14 protein-coding genes are annotated in these 21,019 nt (G+C 69.1%); 7 read left to right on the top strand and 7 right to left on the bottom strand.

The window, feature by feature from the left end; all coding sequences use genetic code 11:
• Window positions 1-81: 81 nt before the first annotated feature.
• Window positions 82-2,334, bottom strand: a complete 2,253-nt coding sequence (locus tag LHJ74_RS19670) for a family 2 encapsulin nanocompartment cargo protein terpene cyclase (protein ID WP_311203328.1) — start codon at window positions 2,332-2,334, stop codon at window positions 82-84.
• A 208-nt stretch (window positions 2,335-2,542) separates the two neighbouring features.
• Here LHJ74_RS19670 and LHJ74_RS19665 point away from each other — a divergent pair, with 208 nt between their 5' ends.
• A complete protein-coding gene (locus tag LHJ74_RS19665; protein WP_260219423.1) occupies window positions 2,543-3,223 on the top strand; it encodes a DUF899 family protein in 681 nt (226 codons plus the stop codon).
• A 162-nt stretch (window positions 3,224-3,385) separates the two neighbouring features.
• Here LHJ74_RS19665 and LHJ74_RS19660 read toward each other — a convergent pair whose 3' ends face one another.
• The 3 genes from LHJ74_RS19660 to LHJ74_RS19650 all read right to left on the bottom strand — a co-directional run bounded on the left by LHJ74_RS19660 (window position 3,386) and on the right by LHJ74_RS19650 (window position 8,135).
• Window positions 3,386-4,360, bottom strand: coding sequence for a DUF8832 domain-containing protein (locus tag LHJ74_RS19660; RefSeq protein WP_260219422.1), 975 nt, complete (start codon window positions 4,358-4,360; stop codon window positions 3,386-3,388).
• A gap of 170 nt (window positions 4,361-4,530) precedes the next feature.
• Window positions 4,531-6,177 (bottom strand): BCCT family transporter, encoded by a 1,647-nt coding sequence (locus LHJ74_RS19655; RefSeq protein ID WP_260219421.1) that lies wholly within the window; start codon window positions 6,175-6,177, stop codon window positions 4,531-4,533.
• A 272-nt stretch (window positions 6,178-6,449) separates the two neighbouring features.
• Window positions 6,450-8,135 (bottom strand): BCCT family transporter, encoded by a 1,686-nt coding sequence (locus LHJ74_RS19650; protein WP_375546787.1) that lies wholly within the window; start codon window positions 8,133-8,135, stop codon window positions 6,450-6,452.
• 367 nt (window positions 8,136-8,502) lie between these two features.
• Here LHJ74_RS19650 and LHJ74_RS19645 point away from each other — a divergent pair, with 367 nt between their 5' ends.
• Together LHJ74_RS19645 and LHJ74_RS19640 are read left to right on the top strand one after the other, a co-directional pair.
• Window positions 8,503-8,838, top strand: coding sequence for a YnfA family protein (locus LHJ74_RS19645; RefSeq protein ID WP_260219419.1), 336 nt, complete (start codon window positions 8,503-8,505; stop codon window positions 8,836-8,838).
• Between the two features lie 100 nt (window positions 8,839-8,938).
• Window positions 8,939-9,700: an SDR family NAD(P)-dependent oxidoreductase gene (locus tag LHJ74_RS19640; protein WP_260219418.1), complete on the top strand. Its 762-nt coding sequence runs from the start codon at window positions 8,939-8,941 to the stop codon at window positions 9,698-9,700.
• A gap of 147 nt (window positions 9,701-9,847) precedes the next feature.
• On the opposite strand, the gene LHJ74_RS19635 is transcribed toward LHJ74_RS19640, so the two are convergent.
• The gene (locus tag LHJ74_RS19635) at window positions 9,848-11,041 is read right to left on the bottom strand and encodes an RtcB family protein (protein WP_260219417.1); all 1,194 of its coding nucleotides are present in this window, start codon (window positions 11,039-11,041) and stop codon (window positions 9,848-9,850) included.
• A 192-nt stretch (window positions 11,042-11,233) separates the two neighbouring features.
• On the opposite strand from LHJ74_RS19635, the gene LHJ74_RS19630 reads away from it, so the two are divergent.
• The 3 genes from LHJ74_RS19630 to LHJ74_RS19620 all read left to right on the top strand — a co-directional run bounded on the left by LHJ74_RS19630 (window position 11,234) and on the right by LHJ74_RS19620 (window position 14,535).
• On the top strand, window positions 11,234-12,160 hold the full coding sequence (locus tag LHJ74_RS19630; RefSeq protein ID WP_260219416.1) for a hypothetical protein: 927 nt from the start codon (window positions 11,234-11,236) through the stop codon (window positions 12,158-12,160).
• Window positions 12,161-12,258: 98 nt separating this feature from the next.
• Complete coding sequence (locus tag LHJ74_RS19625; protein ID WP_260219415.1) at window positions 12,259-12,948, top strand: DUF3558 family protein; 690 nt, start codon at window positions 12,259-12,261, stop codon at window positions 12,946-12,948.
• Between the two features lie 117 nt (window positions 12,949-13,065).
• Entirely contained in the window at window positions 13,066-14,535 is a 1,470-nt protein-coding gene (locus LHJ74_RS19620; protein WP_260219414.1) for a DUF2637 domain-containing protein, read from the top strand.
• 152 nt (window positions 14,536-14,687) lie between these two features.
• On the opposite strand, the gene LHJ74_RS19615 is transcribed toward LHJ74_RS19620, so the two are convergent.
• Complete coding sequence (locus LHJ74_RS19615; RefSeq protein ID WP_260219413.1) at window positions 14,688-16,928, bottom strand: serine/threonine-protein kinase; 2,241 nt, start codon at window positions 16,926-16,928, stop codon at window positions 14,688-14,690.
• A 253-nt stretch (window positions 16,929-17,181) separates the two neighbouring features.
• Window positions 17,182-18,954: a lysine--tRNA ligase gene (gene lysS, locus LHJ74_RS19610; protein ID WP_260219412.1), complete on the bottom strand. Its 1,773-nt coding sequence runs from the start codon at window positions 18,952-18,954 to the stop codon at window positions 17,182-17,184.
• A gap of 198 nt (window positions 18,955-19,152) precedes the next feature.
• Here lysS and argS point away from each other — a divergent pair, with 198 nt between their 5' ends.
• Window positions 19,153-20,958: an arginine--tRNA ligase gene (argS, locus tag LHJ74_RS19605; RefSeq protein ID WP_260219411.1), complete on the top strand. Its 1,806-nt coding sequence runs from the start codon at window positions 19,153-19,155 to the stop codon at window positions 20,956-20,958.
• Window positions 20,959-21,019: the final 61 nt, after the last annotated feature.

Below are 21,019 nucleotides of genomic sequence, written 5' to 3'. Positions count from 1 at the left end.
CCGCACAGGTTGCGGCAGGGCGCATTCAGCGCGGTTTCACGAGGGTTTCAGCGCCCGCCGCCACCATCGGCGCAGCACTGGTCACACGTACGTGGTCCGCCGTCGGCCGGGCGACAGGAGGCGGGCGGCCGAGGTGCCCAGGCCGGTGGGGCCGGCGAAGGGGTCCTGCTCCTTCGCTCGGTGGCGCAGCAGGTCCTCCTGCCGGTAGCGGCGGCAGCCGCGGTGCCAGTTCAGGATTGCCGCGAGCCAGTTGCGCAGCTCCTCCACGTAGCCGTCCAGGACCTTCCGGGCCTCGGCGTCCAGCTGGAAGTCGTCGTAGAGGAGCGGCAGTTCGTGCTCGGCAACATGCTGGAACTGCCGCATCCGTGAGGTCATCAGATCGTGGATGATGCCCAATGCGGTCGGGTAGTCGCACGCGAAGAAGTTCTGGACGACGAGGATTCCGTTGTGCACCTCGCCCTCGAACTCGATCTCCTTCTGGTAGGAGAAGCAGTCGTTGAGCAGTGCCGCGTAGTCGGCAGCCGCGTTCTCCAGGGACCGCATCGGACCGCTCTGGTAGATCTCCGGCGGGATCCGCCGGCCATGGGAGAGCCGCGACAGGCTCATCGTGAAGTCGGAGCCGAAGGTCTTGCGGCGCATCTCGATGTAGTCGACGGGGTCGGGGATGCGGTTCTGTGCCTGGTTGGCCAGCTCCCACAGCCAGCTGGCGGTCATGTCCTCCAGGGACGTGCGCAGGGTGCGGCGGCCCACGGCATCCATGGGGCCCGCGGTGCGGACCCACAGGTCGGCCAGGCTCCGCTCCAGCGCGTTCGCGGGGGCGGGCGGCGGGCTGGAGTCGAGGGGCATGAAGGCGGCGAGCCGGTCGGTCGCGGCCTTCGCTCCCACCAGGTCGCGGGTCCGTCCGAAGACCACCGGGTAGTAGTCGTCGCCGTAGGTCCCCCAGGCCAGCCAGGCCGAGCCCAGGTCGAGTTCCTCGGGGGAGGCGTCCGGGTGCAGGCCCGCGGCGCACAGCGGGAGGTCGATGTCGAGGAGCTTCTCCTCGTCCCAGACGCCGGAGCCGGGGATGCCGGGCTGCGGCTCCAGCAGTCCCATGCGGTGGGCCCATTCGGCGATGTTGCGGCGGGCGCCCTTCAGATGCGGGCTGATCCGGGTGGGGAACGGCATGAAGAAGTCCGGCAGCAGCGACGGGCCGACCGGCTGGCAGGGGACATGGCTGAAGGCGCGCAGCCGTCCGGCGCCAGCCCGGCCGGTGAGCTGCCGGATGTCGGCCGCGGAGGTCCCCAGGCCCACGGGGGTGAGGGAGAATCCGGCCGGGCCGGGCACCGGGGAGTCGGGGCGGTCGGCGGCGCCGTTCATGTAGCGGCTGGAGCGCATGTGCCACTCGTGGCCGCCTGCCTGCCAGTCCTGGAGCCCCTTGACGTAGCTGAGGACGTCCGCGCAGGAGTGGGGGTCGAGGCCCTGCTCTGCGAAGAGCGGACCGAGCTCGGTGAGCGCGGTGTCCTCGAACTGCTGAAGCCTTGAGGTGAGCAGCTCGTTGACCGTGTCCGCCGCCTGCTGGGTCGTGCAGTCCAGAAAGGTCTCCAGCACCAGGACGCCGTTGCTCAGCTCGCCCTCCTCCTCGATCTCCCGCTGGTAGGAGAACAGGTCGTTGCGCAGGTGCACCGCGTCGGCGAAGGCGTCCCGCAAGACTCGCAGCGGCCGGGATCCGGCGACGGCCGCCGGAACTTCGGCGCCGGCCGCATATTCGACCAGCCCGGCCGACCACGGTGCTCCGCCCACCTTGCGGCGCATCTCGATGTATTCGACCGGATTGGGCGTGCGGTGCGCGTTGATGTTGGAGAGCTCCCACAGCGACTCGTTGAGGAGGTTCTCGGTGCTCTCGGCGAACCGCTCGCGCCAGGCCATGGACATGTCCGGGACGGTCCGTGCCCACAGGTCGGCGAGTCCGGCCTCGACGGGATTCTCGGGCTCCGGGGTTGCTGCCGACGTATCCATCGGCATGAACGCCGGGAGCCGGTCCAGATACCTCTTGCCGCCCTCCCGGTCCTGCGTCCGCTTGAAGAGCTCGAGGAAGTGGTCGTCGAAGAAGAAGACCCAGACGTACCAGTCGGTGACCAGCGAGAGCGCCTCGGCGGAGGAGTCTGGGTGGGTGTAGGAGCACAGGAGTGCGTAGTCGTGCGCGTCGAGGTCGTGCTCGTCCCAGACGCCCGAACCCTCCAGCATCCCCATCGAACGGGCCCATTCCTTGGCGTGGGCCCGCGCCTGGTGCAGATGGGGATTGAGCCGAGCCGGATACGGCATGTAGAAGTCCGGCAGTTCAAAAGGCTGTGTCACGAGTGGTACCCGGCTTTCCTGCGGTGATCCGGCGCTTTCCGGCACAGCCATACCCATCCGCCACAGGGGTATCCGTCCGACTACTACGACAAATCGTCGGACAGAGGTTCGCCTGCGTTTCCCGTCCCCACCTGGCGAGTTCTCACGCGCGAGCGGACAATTGGGCTGACGCGGCAGCTGATACCGGTCTTCGTCCAGGAGGGCAGCGATGCGCCAAACCCATCTCACCGGGGAGACGGCCGAATACCTCAGCAGCCGCGAGGAGCTGCGTCAAGCCGAGATCGAACTGATGCGCCATCGCGAGCGGGTCGCTGACCTGCGCCGCAAGCTCCCGCTCGGACCTGTCGTCGACGACTACGTCTTCGAGGAGGGTCCCGCGGACCTGAATGCCGGTGACACTCCCGCGCAAACCGTACGCCTGAGCGAATTGTTCACCCGGTCCGAGCGTGATCTGGTCGTTTACCACTTCATGTACGGAAAGCAGGAGACCCAGCCCTGCCCCATGTGCACAATGTGGATCGACGGGTTGAACGGAATCGCCCACCACGTCGCACAGAATATGGACCTGGTGATCGTCGCCGCGGCCGGACTGCCCGCTCTTCGCACACACGCCCGAAACCGCAAGTGGACGAATCTGCGCCTGCTCAGTGCCGGGGCGAGCACCTTCAAATTCGACCTGGGAAGTGAGGACGCCGGGGGCGGCCAGGATTCGACGGTGTCGGTTTTCACCCGGGACGGCGACGGGTCGGTGCGCCACTTCTACTCGGCGCACCCCCGTATGTCCGAGGAAATCGACCAGCGGGGCATCGACCTGCTCAGCCCGGTGTGGCACCTCCTCGACCTCACCCGTCATGGCCGCGGCGACTGGTCCGCGGCACTCACCTACTGAGGGCTGCCCCGTAATCCCTGGTGGATCAGCGCGCGGCGTCAGATGCGGTGCTTCGCAAGGCGGAGGGGCGTCCTCGTACTGGGCGTACATGGACGACTCCGACAACGCGGCGAGCGCGCGTGCCAGGCGTCGCAAGCCGACCGCCCATTCTGTTAGCGGCTCTTAGTGCTGGTGCCCGGGGTCGGCCTCGGGATTCGGCTCGGGCTTGTCGTCGGGTGCGGGCTTGTCGGCCGCGCCGTCGGCGGTGACGGTGAAGGCGGCGGTGCGCACCTTCCCCTCGTGCCGGAAGTCGAGGAAGAGCCGGTAGCTGCCCGCGCTCGGGGCGGTGGCACTGAAGGACACCTCGGGGCCGGGCCGTACGGAGTCGTCCCCGATCTCACCGCCGGGGTGGACGTGGAGGTAGGCGAGGTCTCCGTCCCGAAGGGCCACCAGGTGGCCGTAGGCGCCGAGGTAGGGCTGAAGGTCGGTGACCGGACGGCCGTCCTTGGCGACCTTGAGGGTCAGCTCACGGGCGGCGCCGGGGCGCAGCCCGCCGTCGAGGGTGACGGTGTAGCCGTCGACCTCCGCCGTCCGGTCCGGCTTCGGCAGGGTCTCCGGCTGGTAGGAGCCGGATACCGCCAGATCGGCGCCGAGGGTGAGGTTGCGTGCGCCCTTCGCGTCGGGGGTGAAGTCGGCGAAGACGCGGTAGTCGCCCGCCTTGGGCAGCTTGACCGGAGTGCTCCAGGTGCCGTCCTCGGCCCGGCTCGGGTGCAGGTGGCGGTAGGTGGAAAGGTCGCGGGAGGCCAGGATCAGGTGCAGCTCCTTGCCATGCTCCTTCTGGTACGCGGTGACCTTGCGCCCCTGCTGATCGAGGACCCGGAATCGGAGTGAACTGCTCCGGTCCTCCTCGGCGCTCCGGGTCATCAGGTCGAGCCGGTAGCCGCCCTCGGAGACCTGGAGGCCACCGGGAAGGCCCGCCTCGGCGCCGCCGTTGCCCTCACCGCCCCCGCCGTCCCTCTGCTTCTGGTGCTCCTTGTGCCCCGTGTACCCGGCGGGCTCCGCGTCGACGGGGCCCACGCCGTTCCCGACGCCATACGCGGCGCCGAAGGTGGCGGCGAGGGCGGCGGCGAACGCCGCGATCTTCAGGCCGTTGTTCATGGCAGTCCTCCTTGGCGACAACCCGCCCGGCGGGCGGCTCACGACAAGAAGATTACCCCCAGGGGGTATGTAATGCCAGCACCTTCCCCGCCTGCGGACGCACCACGCACGAGAGTCCCGCCCCCGGTGGGGAGCAGGACTCTCAGTGATCGCTTGCGTCTATGCCGTGGTCAGGGTTTCGGCTTGGTGAGAAGGTCGGACCCACCGTCGTCGTCCGTGTTCCCGCCGCCACTCGGAATGGTCCCGTTGTCGAACCCTTCCTCGATCACGGCGACGGTCTCGTCGACAAGCCGCTCCTGCTCCTTCCGCTGCTTCGCCTCCAGATAGGCCTTCCGCTCCTCGCGGAAGGACTTCAGCGTCGCGATGCACAACCCGATCATCACGATGCTGAACGGGAACGCGATCACGATCGCAGCCGTCTTGAGCGTGTCGAGCGAGGCGGTATCCCCGGATCCGGACGCCAGCAGCAGCGCGATCGCCACGGCCCCTTCCGCGAGAGCCCAGAACACCCGGCTCCAGATCGGCGGGTTGGGGTCGCCGCCGGAGGCCAGCATGTCGACCACGTACGAGCCGGAGTCGGAGGAGGTGACGAAGAACAGCACGATCAGCAGGATCGCCACACCGGCGACGAACGTACCGCCCGGCAGCGTGTCCAGCATCTCGAAGAGGGCGTTGTTCGTGCTGACGCCGTCCTTCGTGTAGTCGTGTTCGCCGTTCATCTGCTGCTGAAGCGCTGTGCCGCCGAAGACGGCGAACCAGACGAAGGTCAGCAGGGTGGGCACCAGCATCACGCCGCAGACGAACTCACGGACGGTACGGCCGCGCGAGATGCGTGCGATGAAGATGCCGACGAAGGGCGCCCAGGAGATCCACCAGCCCCAGTAGAAGACCGTCCAGCCGTTGACCCAGCTGGTTCCCTCGTCACCGTGGGTGGCACCCGTGTCGAAGCTCATGCGAGCGACTTCCTGCAGGTACGCGCCGGTGCTCTCGGTCATGCCGTTGGCGATGAACAGCGTCGGACCCGCGATGATCACGAAGATCATGATGGCGGCGGCGAGGCCCATGTTGATGTTGGACAGCCACTTGATGCCCTTGCCGATACCGCTGACCACGGAGAGGGTCGCGATGGCGGTGATGCAGGCGATCAGGATCACCAGCAGGGTCTTGCTGCTCGGATCGTCGACCCAGTCCAGGAAGTGCATCCCGCTGGCGACCTGCATCACGCCGAAGCCGAGCGAGGTCGCGACACCGAAGAGGGTGCCGACGATGGCGATGACGTCGACGACGTCGCCCCAGACACCCTTCACCCGGTCACCGAAGAGCGGCTCCAGCGCCCAGCGGATGGAGACGGGGCGCCCCTTGCGGTGCACGGAGTACGCGACGGCGAGGCCCACGACGACGTAGATGGCCCACGGGTGGATGCCCCAGTGCAGGAACGTCCGCACCATGGCGAACTGCGCCTTCTCCGGATCACTCTCACCGGTGCCCGGCATGGGGGCGTCGAAGAAGTTCAGCGGCTCGGCAACGCCCCAGAAGACCAGGCCGATGCCCATACCGGCGGCGAAGAGCATCGCCAGCCACGAGAGGGTGCTGAACTCGGGCTTCTCGTTGTCCTTGCCCAGCCTGATGTCGCCGAAGCGGCCGATACCGACCCAGAGCACAAAGATGACAAAGAGCGACACGAGAGCCATGTAGAACCAGCTCAGATTGCCGACGATCTCGTCCTGCACGGTCTGGACATGATCGGCCGCCGTCTCCTGGCCGATCACGGCATACAGCACGAAGCCCAGGATGATCAGAGCCGCTGGCCAGAACACGCGGGGCGCGATCGATGGCGCCTTGGTTATCGGCGGCTTGGAGCTTGGTTCCTCACTCGGCGACTTCGCCGTGGATTGCGCAGCCACGTACTCGTTTCCTTCGCTATGGGGTATATGGGGCGTGGTGCCAAGGCTCATCGGGACGACTCGGCCGACTGCTGCACCTGCCCGTGTCTCGCAAAGTCACTCATCACGAAATCGTCTCGACACCGCCACGCGGTGACACCCATGGCGACATCACGAGCACATTACGTACATATGGAGCCGCGCTGTCAGGAGTCCGGCCCCTGCTCAGCCTCGTCCGCGCGATGCCGCAGCGCGGTGAAGTCGACGTCGGACCCCGGGCCGATCCGGATCTCGAAATCGCCGCCGTACTGATCCTGCCCGGCGATGACCGCCGTCTCGACAGCCTCGTCACCACGCTCACCGCGCAGGATCAGCGCATCACTGCGCAGATCACGCATCAGCGCCCCGCACAGCCCGATCATGACCAGCATGAACGGCACCGCCACCAGGATGGTGAGGTTCTGGAGGCCGGTCAGCGCGGTGTCTCCGCCGCCGCCGACCAACAGCATAATGGCGGCAACGGCACCGGTCAGAACACCCCAGAAGATGACAACCACACGGCTCGGCTCCAGTGTGCCCTTCTGCGAAAGCGTGCCCATCACGATCGAAGCCGCGTCCGCACCGGAGACGAAGAAGATGGCGACCAGGATCATCACGACCAGGCTCGCCGCGCTGGCCAGCGGGTACTCGCGGAGTACGGCGAAGAGCTGGCCCTCGGCCGTCGACTCGTCCGTGAGCCCGGCGCCCTCGGACTCCAGCCGCATCGCGGTGCCGCCGAAGATCGCGAACCAGATCAGGCTGACGACGCTCGGCACCAGGATGACCCCGCCCACGAACTGCCGGATCGTGCGGCCCCGGCTGATGCGGGCGATGAACATGCCGACGAACGGCGTCCAGGAGATCCACCAGGCCCAGTAGAAAACCGTCCAGCTGGACAGCCACTCCTCGATCCCCTCACCGCTGCTGGCCTCCGAACGGGCGGCGAGTTTGGCGAAGTCCCCGAAGTAGGACCCGACCGATGTCGGCAGCAGGTCGAGGATCAGCACCGTCGGGCCGACCGAGAAGAGGAAGACCACCAGCAGCGCGGCCAGCACCATGTTGATGTTGGACAACCACTGGATACCCCTCGCCACACCGGAGACCGCAGACAGGATGAACGCGGCCGTCAGCACGGCGATGATGACCACCAGGACACCGGTGCTCACCTCCGACATCCAGTCGACCTCCTCGACACCGCTGCCGATCTGCAGCGCTCCCAGCCCCAGCGACGCGGCGGAGCCGAAGAGCGTCGCCAGGATCGCCAGAATGTCGATGGCCCGGCCCATCACACCCCTCGAGTGCTCTTCCCCGATGAGCGGGGTGAAGACGGCGCTGATCGTCTGCCGCCGGCCGCGCCGGAAGGTGCTGTACGCGATGCCCAGGCCGACCACCGCGTAGATGGCCCATGGATGCAGCGTCCAGTGGAACAGCGTCGTCGACATCGCCGTCTCCATCTTGGCGCCGACGTCTGCGGGGTCCGTGCCGGGCGGAGGATCGGCGAAATGGGAGAGCGGCTCGTTCACCCCGAAGAACATCAGACCGATGCCCATGCCGGCGCTGAACATCATCGCGACCCACGAGACCGTCCTGAACTCCGGCTTCTCCCCCTCCGTGCCGAGGGTGATCCGGCCGTACCGGCTGAAGGCCAGCCAGAGCGCGAACAGCACGAAACCGGAGGCCGCCAGCACGAAGGCCCAGCCGCCGTTCACCATCACGTTGTCGAGCATCGAGGTGGAGACGTCCTCCAGCGAGTCCGTCGCAACCGCACCCCAGACGATGAAGGCGAGCGTCAGCGCCGCGGTGACCCCGAAGACCACGACGTCCGTCTCCGGCACGAAGGGGCGGGCGGACAGACCCCCCGGGTTCCCCGGGCCCCCACTTCCCGCCTTTTCTCCTGCTTCTCCTGGTTCGTTCTGCACCTTCCGGGAACCCTTCCTTCATGCCCCGCTGGAGAGAGTGCGGCACAGGACCGGAGCCCCAAGTGCACGATCTCGCCGGATGCATGCACCACGCCACTCTCCTGCGCACCTGTCCTGAGCGACCGATGTACGGATCGGTCTGCTGCCGGCCTGAGCCACTGCTCATTTATTTCAGGACATGCGGCATTTTCCAGCGCGCCTCGCAGGGACAGCGCACTCCGGCTTCCGGAGAGCTTCTTGGAGGGCACTTCCGGAGGTGCCGCCGCCGAACGGCCTCGGCCGCGGGCCTATCGTTCCCCCCGTGCTCATCGGTCGCTCCATCGCGCTCTTCGTCCTCGCCGCCCTTCTGGAGATCGGCGGCGCCTGGCTCGTCTGGCAGGGCGTCCGCGAGCACCGCGGCTGGATCTGGATCGGTGCCGGAGTAGTGGCGCTGGGCGCCTACGGCTTCGTGGCCACGCTGCAGCCGGACGCCCACTTCGGCAGGGTCCTCGCGGCCTACGGCGGGGTGTTCGTGGCCGGATCGCTCACCTGGGCCATGGTGGCGGACGGCTTCCGCCCGGACCGCTGGGACGTACTGGGCGCGCTGATCTGCCTGGCCGGCGTCGGACTGATCATGTACGGGCCCCGGAGCGGCTGAGGGCGGTCGCCCCGGCCCCTCGTCCGGCTCGTCCGGCCCTCTCGTACGGCCCTCTCGTACGGCCGTGTTGGCCACGCGAGACGGGACGTACGCTGCTGTCATGACCACTCGCACCGCAGTCATCACCGGAGCCAGCAGCGGGATCGGCGCCGCCACCGCGCGGCGGCTGGCCGCCTCCGGCTTCCGGGTGGTGCTCACCGCCCGCCGCGCCGACCGCGTCGAGGCGCTGGCCGCCGAACTCACCGAAGCCGGGCACGAGGCCGTCCCGTACGCCCTCGATGTCACCGACCGGCCCGCCGTGGACGCCTTCGCTGCCGGTCTCGACCGCTGCGACGTCCTGGTCAACAACGCGGGCGGCGCCCTCGGGACCGACCCGGTCAGTTCCGCGGACCCGGCCGACTGGCAGCGGATGTACGAGGTGAACGTGCTGGGCGTGCTCCACATGACGCAGGCGCTGCTGCCCGCGCTGGAGGCCTCACCGTCCGGCGAGGGCACCGTCGTCGTGCTCACCTCGACCGCCGGGCACGGCACCTACGAGGGCGGCGCCGGTTACGCCGCCGCCAAGCACGGCGCGCACGTACTGACCGAGACGCTCCGCCTGGAACTGTGCGGCAAGCCGGTGCGCATCGTGGAGATCGCGCCCGGCATGGTCAAGACGGACGAGTTCGCCCTCAACCGCTTCCGCGGCGACGAGGCGAAGGCGTCCAAGGTGTACGCGGGCGTGGCCGAGCCGCTGACCGCGGACGATGTCGCCGACACCGTCGACTGGGCGGTGACCCGGCCGCCGCGGGTGAACGTCGACCTGCTCGTCCTGCGCCCGCGCGCGCAGGCGTCCAACACCAAGGTGCACCGCGAGGGTTGAGCGGCCCGCCGGCTGCCCAACCCCCTGCCCCCACAGCGCCCTGCGGGGCCCCGCAGTCCCGGTCCCCCGTGGCCCGGGCCTGCGGGGCGTCCGTGGCCGTGTGCCCCTGCCGTGAAGCCGTACCAGTGCGCTCCAGCCGTGCGCCGCTCAGCCCTTGACGCAGATGACCTGCTTCAGCTTCGCGACCACCTCGACCAGATCGCGCTGCTGCTCCATCACCTGCTCGATCGGCTTGTACGCGCCCGGGATCTCGTCCACCACGCCCGAGTCCTTCCGGCACTCCACGCCGCGGGTCTGCTCCTCCAGGTCACGGGTGGAGAAGCGCTTCTTGGCGGCGTTCCGGCTCATCCTCCGGCCCGCGCCGTGCGAGGCGGAGTTGAACGAGTCACGGCTGCCCAGGCCCCGCACGATGTACGAACCCGTGCCCATGGAGCCCGGGATGATCCCGTAGTCGCCGCTGCCCGCGCGGATCGCGCCCTTGCGGGTGACCAGCAGGTCCTTGCCGTCGTACTGCTCCTCCGCCACGTAGTTGTGGTGGCAGGAGATGACGGGCTCGAAGACCGGCCGCGCCTTCTTGAACTCCTTGCGGACGACATCCTGGAACAGGCCCATCATGAGCGCGCGGTTGTGCTTCGCGTACTCCTGCGCCCAGAACAGGTCGTGGCGGTACGCCGCCATCTGCGGGGTGTCGGCGACGAACACCGCGAGATCGCGGTCGACCAGGTCCTGGTTGTGCGGAAGCTTCCGGGCCACACCGATGTGGTGATCCGCCAGCTCCTTGCCGATGTTCCGCGAACCGGAGTGCAGCATCAGCCAGACCGCGCCCTGGGTATCGACGCAGAACTCCACGAAATGGTTGCCGCTGCCCAGCGTGCCCATCTGCTTCCGCGCCCGGTCCTGACGGAACTTCACGGCCTCGGCCACGCCCTCGAAACGGCCCCAGAAGTCATCCCAGCCCGCCGACGGGAGACCGTGCACCGCGCCCGGCTCGAGCGCCGCGTCATGCATGCCGCGGCCCACCGGGATGGCCTGCTCGATCTTCGACCGGAGCCGGGAGAGATCGCCGGGCAGGTCGTTCTCGGTCAGCGAGGTCTTCACGGCCGACATGCCGCAGCCGATGTCCACGCCGACCGCCGCAGGGCAGACCGCGCCCCGCATCGCGATGACGGAGCCGACCGTCGCACCCTTGCCGTAGTGCACGTCCGGCATGACGGCGACGCCCTCGACCCAGGGCAGCGTGGAGACGTTGCGCAGCTGCTGCATCGCGGACTCCTCGACTGTGGACGGATCGGCCCACATACGGATCGGCACCCGGTCACCGGCTACGGCGGTGTACGACATCTCACTCCACTCCCCCTACAAAAAGACGATATTTCATTCGGTCCAGGCATCGAACTACAGCAAAGGCAAAAGCTGGACTTCACGCAACATATCCGTCGCCGGACCGGACGGCTGTGCGGTGCGTGCGATAGACATTGTGGTCCGTGGTCACCCAGTGGCAGCAACACGTTTTCGAACCCGAGGAGGCATCCGGTGCGGCGGAGGGCAAGGACGTGCGTCACGAGCGCCGTGCTGGCGGTGGCGCTGGCCGGCGGGCTGAGTGCCTGTACCGGCTCCTCGGACTCCAAAGACGGCACCGACGCCAAACCCGGCGGCGGCAGCGCTTCACCCGCGGCGCCACCCGGCAAGTACCGCACGCTCCCGGAGCCGTGCGGTGCGGTGAGCCGGGACACGCTCAAGAAGATGCTTCCGGAAGCGGAATCCGAAGCGGAATCGGAATCCGCCGACAGCAGCTCCGACGCCAGTCCGTACGAGGGCGAGGCATCGGTCACCTACGACACCGACCGGCGGGTCGGCTGCACCTGGGACAGCGCCAGCAGCGCGGGCAGCCGCCACCTCACCATCGACCTCGAACGAGTGGTCTCCTATGACCCCGCCGTCAGCGACGACGAGCAGACGGAGCTGCTCTACGGCAAGCGGGCGGACGACGCGGGCATCAGCGTCACCGACCCCGCCGAGAGCGGCGAGGACTCCGGCACCAGCGGCCCGGACACCCTGAAGCCCGGCGGCGAGGCGGACGCCAGCTCGCAACCGGGCTCGGACCCGGACTCGGCGTCCGGCACGAGCGGGGGGAGCGGCGACGCCGGCTCGGACGACGGGGACCTCGACGACACCGGCGATCCCGGGTCCCCCTCCCCCTCTCAGGAGGAGGCTCTCCCCTCCCGTAACCTCGACGGGATCGGCGACGCCGCCTTCCTCGACGACGAGGTGGTCACCACGGAGAGCGGCCGGGCCACGCACCGCGACGTCACACTCGTCTTCCGGACCGAGAACGTGCTGGTCACCGTTGAGTACACGCAGGCGGTCGCCGACGACCGGAGCACCCCGAACGGCGCCGAACTCCAGGAGCAGGCGCAGAATCTCGCCCGGCAGCTGACCGGGAAGATCAACGACAACTGAGCCGGAATCACCACACCGAGCAGTGAGCAGTGAGCGGTGAGCACTGATCGACTGAGCACGGGGCGCTGAGCCCCGGAACACCCGGAAGCGAAGGAACCATGCACCCATTCGACCCGCGCCTGGCCCGCAAGATCGTCTGCGCAGCCGTAGCCGCACCCGTGCTGCTGGTGGCCGGATGCTCCTCAGGCTCGGACGACGGCGGCGACGACAAGTCGACGGCCAGCCCCAGCGGCAAGCCCTCACCGACGGTGGCGCCCGCCAAGTTCGAGCAGCTGCCCGACCCGTGCAAGAGCCTGCCCAAGGACACGGTCGAGGACACGGTGCCCAACGCGGACAACGTCAAGGGCAAGAACCTCACCTCCACCGACACCCAGCGCTACGGCTCCTGCCTGTGGAGCGGCGGTCACGGCAAGAACAACGCCAACTACCGTTCGCTCACCGTCTCCCTCAAGCGCTTCGAATCCGGCCCCTCGGTGGGCTCCGGTGACAAGCAGGCGCAGCGCTACCTCAAGGAGGAGGTGAGCACCGTCGCGGCCGACAAGGACAACAAGAAGGCCACCGACGAGCAGGTCAGCGGCCTCGGCCAGGAAGCGGTCTCGATCGGCTACGAGACTGCCAAGAAGAAGCAGGACTACCGGGTCAACCGCACGGTCACACGGAACTACAACGTCGTGGTCACCATCGACTACGAGGGCACCGGCTTCGAGGGCGCGGACCAGCCCAGCGCGGACGACCTGCGGAAGAAGGCGGCAAAGGCGGCGAAGGAGACCCTGGCGACCGTCAAGTGACGAACCGGGTCCCCCGCTTCTGAGGCGGGGCACACCCGCCGGGCTCCGCAGCCCCGGCAGCCCGGCGGGTGTGCCAGGCTGGGCGCCGCCGGTTTCCGAGGGGTGGGGAAAAGTCCAGTGCAGGCCGTACAACTGACCCGTACGCACCGAATACTGATCGGCGTCGTCGTCGCCGGGGCCGTCGTGATCGCAGCGATCGGTTTCGCCGGGTCGTACGCCGCCGTCCGCGATCTAGCCGAGGAGAAGGACTTCGGCAGCTTCGCCCCCTTCTTCCCGATCGGCATCGACGCGGGCATCGTCGTCCTCCTCTCGCTCGACCTGCTGCTCACCTGGATCCGCATCCCCTTCCCGCTGCTGCGGCAGACGGCATGGCTGCTGACCGTCGCCACCATCGCCTTCAACGGCGCCGCCGCCTGGCCGGACGCGCTCGGTGTCGGCATGCACGCGGTCATCCCGCTCCTCTTCGTCGTCGCCGTCGAAGCGGCCCGGCACGCCGTCGGCCGGATCGCCGACATCACCGCCGACAAGCACATGGACGGCGTACGCATCTCGCGCTGGCTGCTCGCCTTCCCCTCCACCTTCCGGCTCTGGCGCCGGATGAAGCTGTGGGAGCTGCGCTCCTACGATCAGGTGATCCGGATGGAGCAGGACCGGCTCGTCTACGAGGCCAGGCTGCACGCACGCTACGGGCGCCGCTGGAAGCGGAAGGCACCCGTGGAGTCACTGATGCCGCTGCGGCTGGCGCGCTACGGGGTGCCGCTGACGGAGACCGGTCCGGCGGGGCTGGCGGCGGCAGGCATCAAGGCTCCGGCGACAACTCCGGGCCCAGCTCAGTCAACACCGCTGGCACCAATACCGGCACCGGCACCGGCCGTGCCCGCAGCGGTGCGGGCGCCCGCACCGCTGCCCGGCAGCGGCCCCAGCGGCCCGGTGCAGGCTCAAGAAGGCGTGGAGCGGCACACGGTCCCGGCGACGCACGGGCCGGATCCGTGGGACACGGGCGGCCCGGAACGCGGGGAGAACCGAGACCACTGGGAGCGCGGGGCGGGCGCGGAAGCACGGGATGCCGCCGCAGCCGGGCGGCAGGAGCCCACGGCGGCCGCCGGACAACCGGCCGCCGAGGAGCCGCCCCCCTCCGCCCCGCCCGGCGCCGCCGAGCGCGTCAAGGTGCCCGTCGGCCCCGGCCGTGACCGTGATCTCGGGGGCTTCGGCAGAGGTGCGGGAGACGCCCTCAACGGCCACCCCGTGGCTCCGGCTCCGGCTCCGGCTCCGCAGCCCCGGCCCGACCCCGTAGCCGAGGCGGAACCGGAACCGGAAACGGAAACGGCCCCGGAACTGGTCCCCGAGACCGATGTGCCCGTCGGCATCCCCGACGGCGTCCCCCGGGAGGAGGCGTACTTCCGCGCCTACCGCGACTTCGCCGCGACCCAGTCCCGTTTCCCCAACGCCGGCCAGCTCGCCCGCACCCTCCATGAGGACTTCGGCATCACCAACCTCGACGGCGACCCGCTCAGCGAGGCGTACATGTACACCTATCTGCACGAACTCAAAGAGCGCTTCCACATGGAGATGGGCGTGGCGGGCTGATCCCGCCACGCCCTGCCTGTCACGCGTCCGCGTGTCAGGCTCCCAGCAGCTCACGACTCGGGGAGCTTCCCCCGCCGGGCGATCATCCACATCCGCCCTGTCTCGCACGGCACCGCCAGGTCACCTGCGTGACCGGTTGGTCTCGAGGCCCTTCAGAGCTTCCCCCGCAGGGCGGCTCGCGCCTTCCTCGTCAGCGCGGCACCGTAGAGCTTCCTGAGCTCGCCTGCCACCGCATCACGAATGTCGGCAGGGCCCTCCACGTGGCTTAGCCAGTAGCACTGAATGAGGGTCGAGCGGTTGTCAGGGCCTGCCGTGCGAGCGAGGTCGCGGATGAGCTCCTGCATGATTTCTGCGGCGGCCCGGGCGTCACCGGCCCGCTCGGTGCTCTGAGCGAGACGCCCCCGGGCATCGAATGCCTCAGCACTGTCCATGCCGTAGACGCGGACGAGATCCGGGATCAGATCCCCCCACAGCCTCACTGCATCGGCGCGCGACGGCGCCCAGCGGGCCTGTTGCGCCTGTTCGCCGCGTGCGCCGAGTGTCTCGGGATGGTCCGCACCGTAGACACGGGTGAGGTCAGCGACGAGACCGTGCCAGAGGACAGCGGACTGCCTTGCGTCGCCGCAGCGGCTCTGCGCTCGGGCCAGCTTCCGGCGGGCGTCCAAGGTGTCCGGGGCATCGGGGCCGCGTACCCGCCCCAGTTCGGGGACGAGATCAGCCCACAGCCGTGCCACGGCGAAATCGCCCATGGTCGAGTTCAGGCGGTCCGCATCTGCGAGCTGTTCGCGAGCGGCGAGCGTGCGGGGATGCGCGGGAGCTTCGGTGAGATCCGGCAGGAGATCCCGCCACAGCCGCGTGCCTGCGCCGAATTGATCGTCATCGATGTACTGCTGGAGCTGCTGCACCGCATGCCCGGCCAGCTGACTTTCGGGGCCATCGAGACGAACCGCATCAGGGATGAGCCCGATCCAGACCGCTGCGGCTTCACCGTGTGCAGAGCTGTCCCGGGCGGCGTCGGCGAGCTGCTTGCGGGCGTCAAGAGCCCGCTCGTCTTCCCCACCGTACAAGTGGACGAGATCAGCAGTCAGCTCGCGCCTGTGGGCCATCGCATCCCTCTCGCTCCCCTCCCGGTCGAGGGTGGCTACCAGCTCGGCACGGGCTTCGAGGGCTTGTGTGCTGGTCGGGCCGTGTGCGCCGACAAGATCGTCGACCAACTCCTTGCGCAGCTCGACAGCTTGGTACAGCTTTCCGGACCGGTCGAGGCAGTTGGCGAGCTCCTGCCGGGCGAGCAGGGCATCGGTGCTGACGGCGCCCAGTTCCGCAGTGAGTTCGGAGATCAGTTCCTCGAGGAGAACCACAGCAGCGGCGTCTTCCCGATAACCCTGCCTGGCCTCTTCGGCGACCCGCAGAGCCCGTTGCAGACGGGCGGCGAGCGCACCTGTCGCACGCCGTCCGCTGTCCGGCTCGGTGGTCGGCTCGGCGGCCGGGGCCTCCCACAGGGTTGGGGTACGGACGCGCGATGCCTGCTCGGCACCGGCAGGTACCGCGTCGGGAGTGGGGGGAGCGTCGGCCAGGGCGAGGAGCCGCCTGCGGACGTCCGTGGCACTGTCCGGACGTTCTTCCGGAACCTTCGCCAGAAGCTGGAGAACAAGGACGTCCAGTGCCGGCTGGATGCCGGGCCGCAGACTGCTCGGCGTGCGCGGTGTCTCGTGCACCTGCCGGAACATCACCGGCAGGTGACCGAGTTCATCGGGGAAGAGGCTCTCCCCTGTGAGCATGGCGAACAGCAGGCAGCCCAGCGCATAAAGGTCCGTTCGCCCATCGACTGCTGCGCCCGTGCACTGCTCGGGTGCCATGTACTGGGCCGTGCCGATGGCCCGCCCGGCGGTCAGATCCGTGCCGGGCGCGGCATCCGTGCGGATCACTCGGACAATACCGAAGTCGACCAGCTTCACCAGCCCATGGGTGATCATGATGTTGGCTGGCTTGAGATCGCGGTGGATGATTCCCACGTCCGGTGCGTGCAGGGCCTCCAGGGCGTGGGCGACCTGCGCGGCCCAGTGCAGTGCCTGCCGCAGCTCCGGGATGCCGTCGGTAGCCATCAGCTCGCTCAGTGACCTGCCTGGCACAAGCTGCATGACCACGTACTCCGTTGGCCGACCGGCGACGAAGGTGCTGTTGTGGTCATGCACAGCCACGATGTGCGGGTGAACCAGCCGCCCAGCGGCACGGGCCTCACGGCTCAGCCGGGACACCAACTCCTCGTTCCCGTCATCACGGACGAGCTTGACCGCCACCGGCCGGTCCATAGAGCGGTCAAACGCTTCCCAGACGTCGCCCATCCCGCCGCCACCCAGCTTGCTGAGCAACTCATACCGGTCGTCGAGCACCACCCCTGCTCTCACGCACACCCCCGCTGCTCGATGGCTGCCCACCTTACGACGTGGTGCACCAGCCAACGGATCAGCGGCATCCGGGATTGCCCGGCGGTGGGGCGTCCTCGGCGGTTCAGCGGGCCCGCACGTACTGCGCTGCTTCCCGCGCGCGGCGTAGCTGGTCCGCCAGATTTCTGGCGGGCTGACCGCCAGGCCGGGTGGGGCGGCGTGGCGGACTGGACGCGCCGCGCCGCCCCACCCCCGCCCGCGCCTACGCTCCCAGCAGCTTGCGCACCCGGTCCGACCCGACCGCGAGCAGCAGCGTCGGCAGCCGGGGCCCGGTGTCGCGTCCCACCAGCAGCCGGTAGAGCAGCGCGAAGAATGAGCGCTGCGCCGCCTTCAGCTCCGGTGTCGGCTTGGCGTCCGGCGCGAAGCCGGAGCGCGCCTTCGGCACCCCGTACACCAGGGTGGTCAGCCCCTCCAGGGACCAGTGCTCGTCCAGCCCGTCCAGCAACAGCCGCAGGGATTCGCGCTGTTCGTCGTCCAGTCCGGCCAGCAGTTCGGTGTCCGGCGTCTCGCGGACCCTGGTGCGCTGGTCCTCCGGCACCTGAGTGGAGATCCAGCGCTCGGCGCGGTCCAGCCGGGGCCGGGTCTCGTCCAGCGAGCGGACCGGGGCGGACGGGTCCAGCTCGCTCAGGATCCGCAGCGTCTGCTCCTCGGCACCCGCCGTGATGTCGGCCACCGAGGCGAGCGTGCGGAACGGCAGCGGGCGCGGCGTGCTCGGCAGCGGGCCGGCGGCCGTGCTGGAGGCCCGCTGGTGTGCGGCGAGGTCGGCGGGCTGCGCGGCACCCTCGGTGATCTTGCGGACGAGCGCGTCCCACTCGTCGTAGGTGCGCTGGATCTCCTGGTCGAAGGCGATCTTGAAGGACTGGTTCGGCTTGCGGCGCGCGTACAGCCAGCGCAGCAGCGGCGCCTCCATGATCTCCAGCGCGTCGGCGGGCGTCGGCACGCCGCCCTTCGAACTGGACATCTTCGCCATGCCGCTGATGCCCACGAAGGCGTACATCGGGCCGATGGGCTGCTTGCCGCCGAAGATCTCCCGCACCAGCTGCCCGCCCACCACGAAGGACGATCCCGGCGACTGGTGGTCCACACCGCTGGGCTCGAAGGTCACGCCCTCGTACGCCCAGCGCATCGGCCAGTCGACCTTCCACACCAGCTTGCCCTGCCGGTGCTCGGAGAGCAGCACCGTCTCGCGGTGCCCGCACTCGCAGACGTAGCTCAGCTCGGTGCTCTCGTCGTCGTAGCCGGTGATCGTCGTGAGGTCCTTCTCGCACACGGAGCAGTAGGGCTTGTACGGGTAGTACGCGCTGCCCGCGCCCGACCCGTCGTCCTCCGCCGCGGCGCCGGAGCCTTCGGCCGCCGCGACCTCCGCCTCGGCCTCCACGGCGTCCTTCGGCTTCTGCTGCTGCTTGTTCTGCTTGCCCTTCTGGCCGGCGGACTTGTCCAGCGTCCGGTAGCGCTCCAGCACGGCGTCGACACGGGCCCGCTCGCGCATCGCGAAGAGGATCTGATCGCGGTACGCCCCCGAGGTGTACATCTCGGTCTGGCTGATTCCCCGGTAGGCGACGCCCAGCTCCTCGAGGGCCTTCTCCGTCGCCACCCTGAAGTGCTCGCTCCAGCTGCCGTACGGGCTGCCGTGCGGCGCCGGGACGGAGGTGAGCGGCTTGCCGATGTGCTCGCTCCAGGAGGCGTCCACCCCCTCGACAGCGTCCGGGACCTTGCGGAACCGGTCGTAGTCGTCCCACGAGATCAGGTGCTCGCAGGGCACGCCACGCCGCTTGATCTCGTCCGCGACCAGGTGCGGGACCATCACCTCACGCAGGTTGCCCAGGTGGACCGGCCCGGACGGGCTGAGCCCGGAGGCACACACCACCGTCGCCTTCCCCTCACCGGCTTTCCCCTCCGCGCGACGCTCCGCTTCGGCGATGACCTCATCGGCGATACGGGAAACCCAGTCGGCCTCGGGGGCGGTCTGAACCACGTCCGGCACTTCCTTCTCTTTACTCGTCACCTGGCTGTCCGGTGCCCGACTGATCATCGCCCGGCCGATCCCGGCCCTGCTGATCCGTCCGACGGCCCCATTCTCCCATTCTCGAAAGCGGTGGACGCCCCATGGGATACTGGCCAGGCATCTTCTCGCGGAAGTCCCGCACCCATCCGACGGAACGGTTAGCACTCCATGGCCTCGGTCCCCTCCCTCGCCGCCACGGTCCACCAGCGCCTCGTGGACGCCCTCTCGGCCGCAGTGCCGGAGACGGCCCGCGGCGACGCCGCGCCCGATCCCCTGCTGCGACGGAGCGACCGTGCCGACTTCCAGGCCAACGGGATGCTCGCCCTCGCCAAGCGGCTGAAGGGCAACCCGCGCGAACTGGCGGCGAAGGTCACCGAGGCGCTGCCCGCGGCGGGCGAAGGGGAGGGCAGCGGCGTCATCGAGCACATCGAGGTCTCCGGCCCCGGCTTCCTCAACATCACCATCGCGGACGAGGCGATCGTACGGACGCTGGCCGCCCGTGCCGCCGACGACCGGCTCGGCGTCCCGCACGCGGAGCACCCCGGTGTCACGGTCATCGACTACTCGCAGCCCAATGTGGCCAAGGAGATGCACGTCGGGCACCTGCGCTCGACGGTCATCGGTGACGCGATCACGCAGATCCTGGAGTACCGGGGCGAGCGGGTTATCAGGCGCCACCACATCGGCGACTGGGGCACCCAGTTCGGCATGCTCATCCAGCATCTGATCGAGCACCCGCACGAGCTGGACCATGCCTCCGACGCGGCGGCCGGGGAGGGCGGCGAGGCGGCGATGGCGCGGCTCAACCGGCTCTACAAGGCCTCCCGTATCCGCTTCGACTCCGACGAGGAGTTCAAGGCGCGGGCCCGGGACCGGGTCGTCGAGCTCCAGGCGGGGGAAGCGGAGACACTGGAGCTGTGGCACAAGATCGTCGACGAGTCGAAGATCTACTTCCAGGACGTCTACCGGCAGCTGGACGTCGAGATCCGCGACGAGGACGTGGTGGGCGAGAGCGCCTACAACGACGATCTCCAGCAGGTCGTGAAGGACTTGGAGGAGTCGGGCGTCGCGGTGCGTTCCGAGGGCGCGCTCTGCGTGTTCTTCGAGGACGTCCTGGGCCCCGACGGCGAGCCCACCCCGCTGATCGTGCAGAAGTCCAACGGCGGCTTCGGCTACGCCGCGACCGACCTCGCCGCCATCCGCGATCGGATCGGCACGCTGCACGCCGACACCCTGCTCTACGTGGTGGACGCCCGGCAGGCACTGCACTTCCGGATGGTCTTCGAGACAGCCCGCCGGGCCGGCTGGCTGCCCGAGGGCGCGGCCCGCCAGCTCCCCTTCGGGACGGTACTGGGCAAGGACGGCAAGCCGTTCAAGACCCGTGAGGGCGAGACGATCCGGCTGGTCGACCTGCTCGACGAGGCGGTGGAGCGGGCGGCGGCAGTCGTACGGGAGAAGAGCGCCAATCTCGGCCTGACCGAGGCGCAGATCCAGGAGCGCGCCACCGAGGTCGGCATCGGCGCGGTCAAGTACGCGGACCTGTCGAACTCCCTGACCCGCGACTACGTCTTCGACCTGGACCGGATGGTCTCGCTCAACGGCGACACCAGCGTCTACCTCCAGTACGCCTACGCCCGTACCCGTTCCATCCGGCGCAAGGCGGGAGACACCGCGCAGCCCGTGGCGCACCCGGAGCTGGCGCTGGCACCCGCCGAGCGCGCGCTGGGGCTGCACCTGGACGCGTTCGGGGACACCCTGGCCGAGACGGCGGAGGCGTACGAGCCCCACAAGCTGGCCGCGTACCTCTACCAGCTGGCGTCACACTTCACGACCTTCTATGACCAGTGCCCGGTGCTGAAGGCCGAGGGCGGCCCTGCCCAGACGGAGAACCGGCTCTTCCTGTGCGAGCTGACGGCCCGCACGCTCCACCAGGGCATGGCGCTGATGGGCATCCGCACCCCTGCGGAGCTGTAAGCGTCCGGACTGTGCGCGTCCGTGTGCGCATCCGGCCGGGGCGCGTCCGGCCGGGGGCGCG

Source organism: Streptomyces gossypii, from assembly GCF_025165795.1.
Lineage (GTDB): Bacteria > Actinomycetota > Actinomycetes > Streptomycetales > Streptomycetaceae > Streptomyces > Streptomyces gossypii.
Note: the sequence above shows the minus strand (reverse complement) of the source record. Positions and strands in the feature narration are given on the sequence as shown.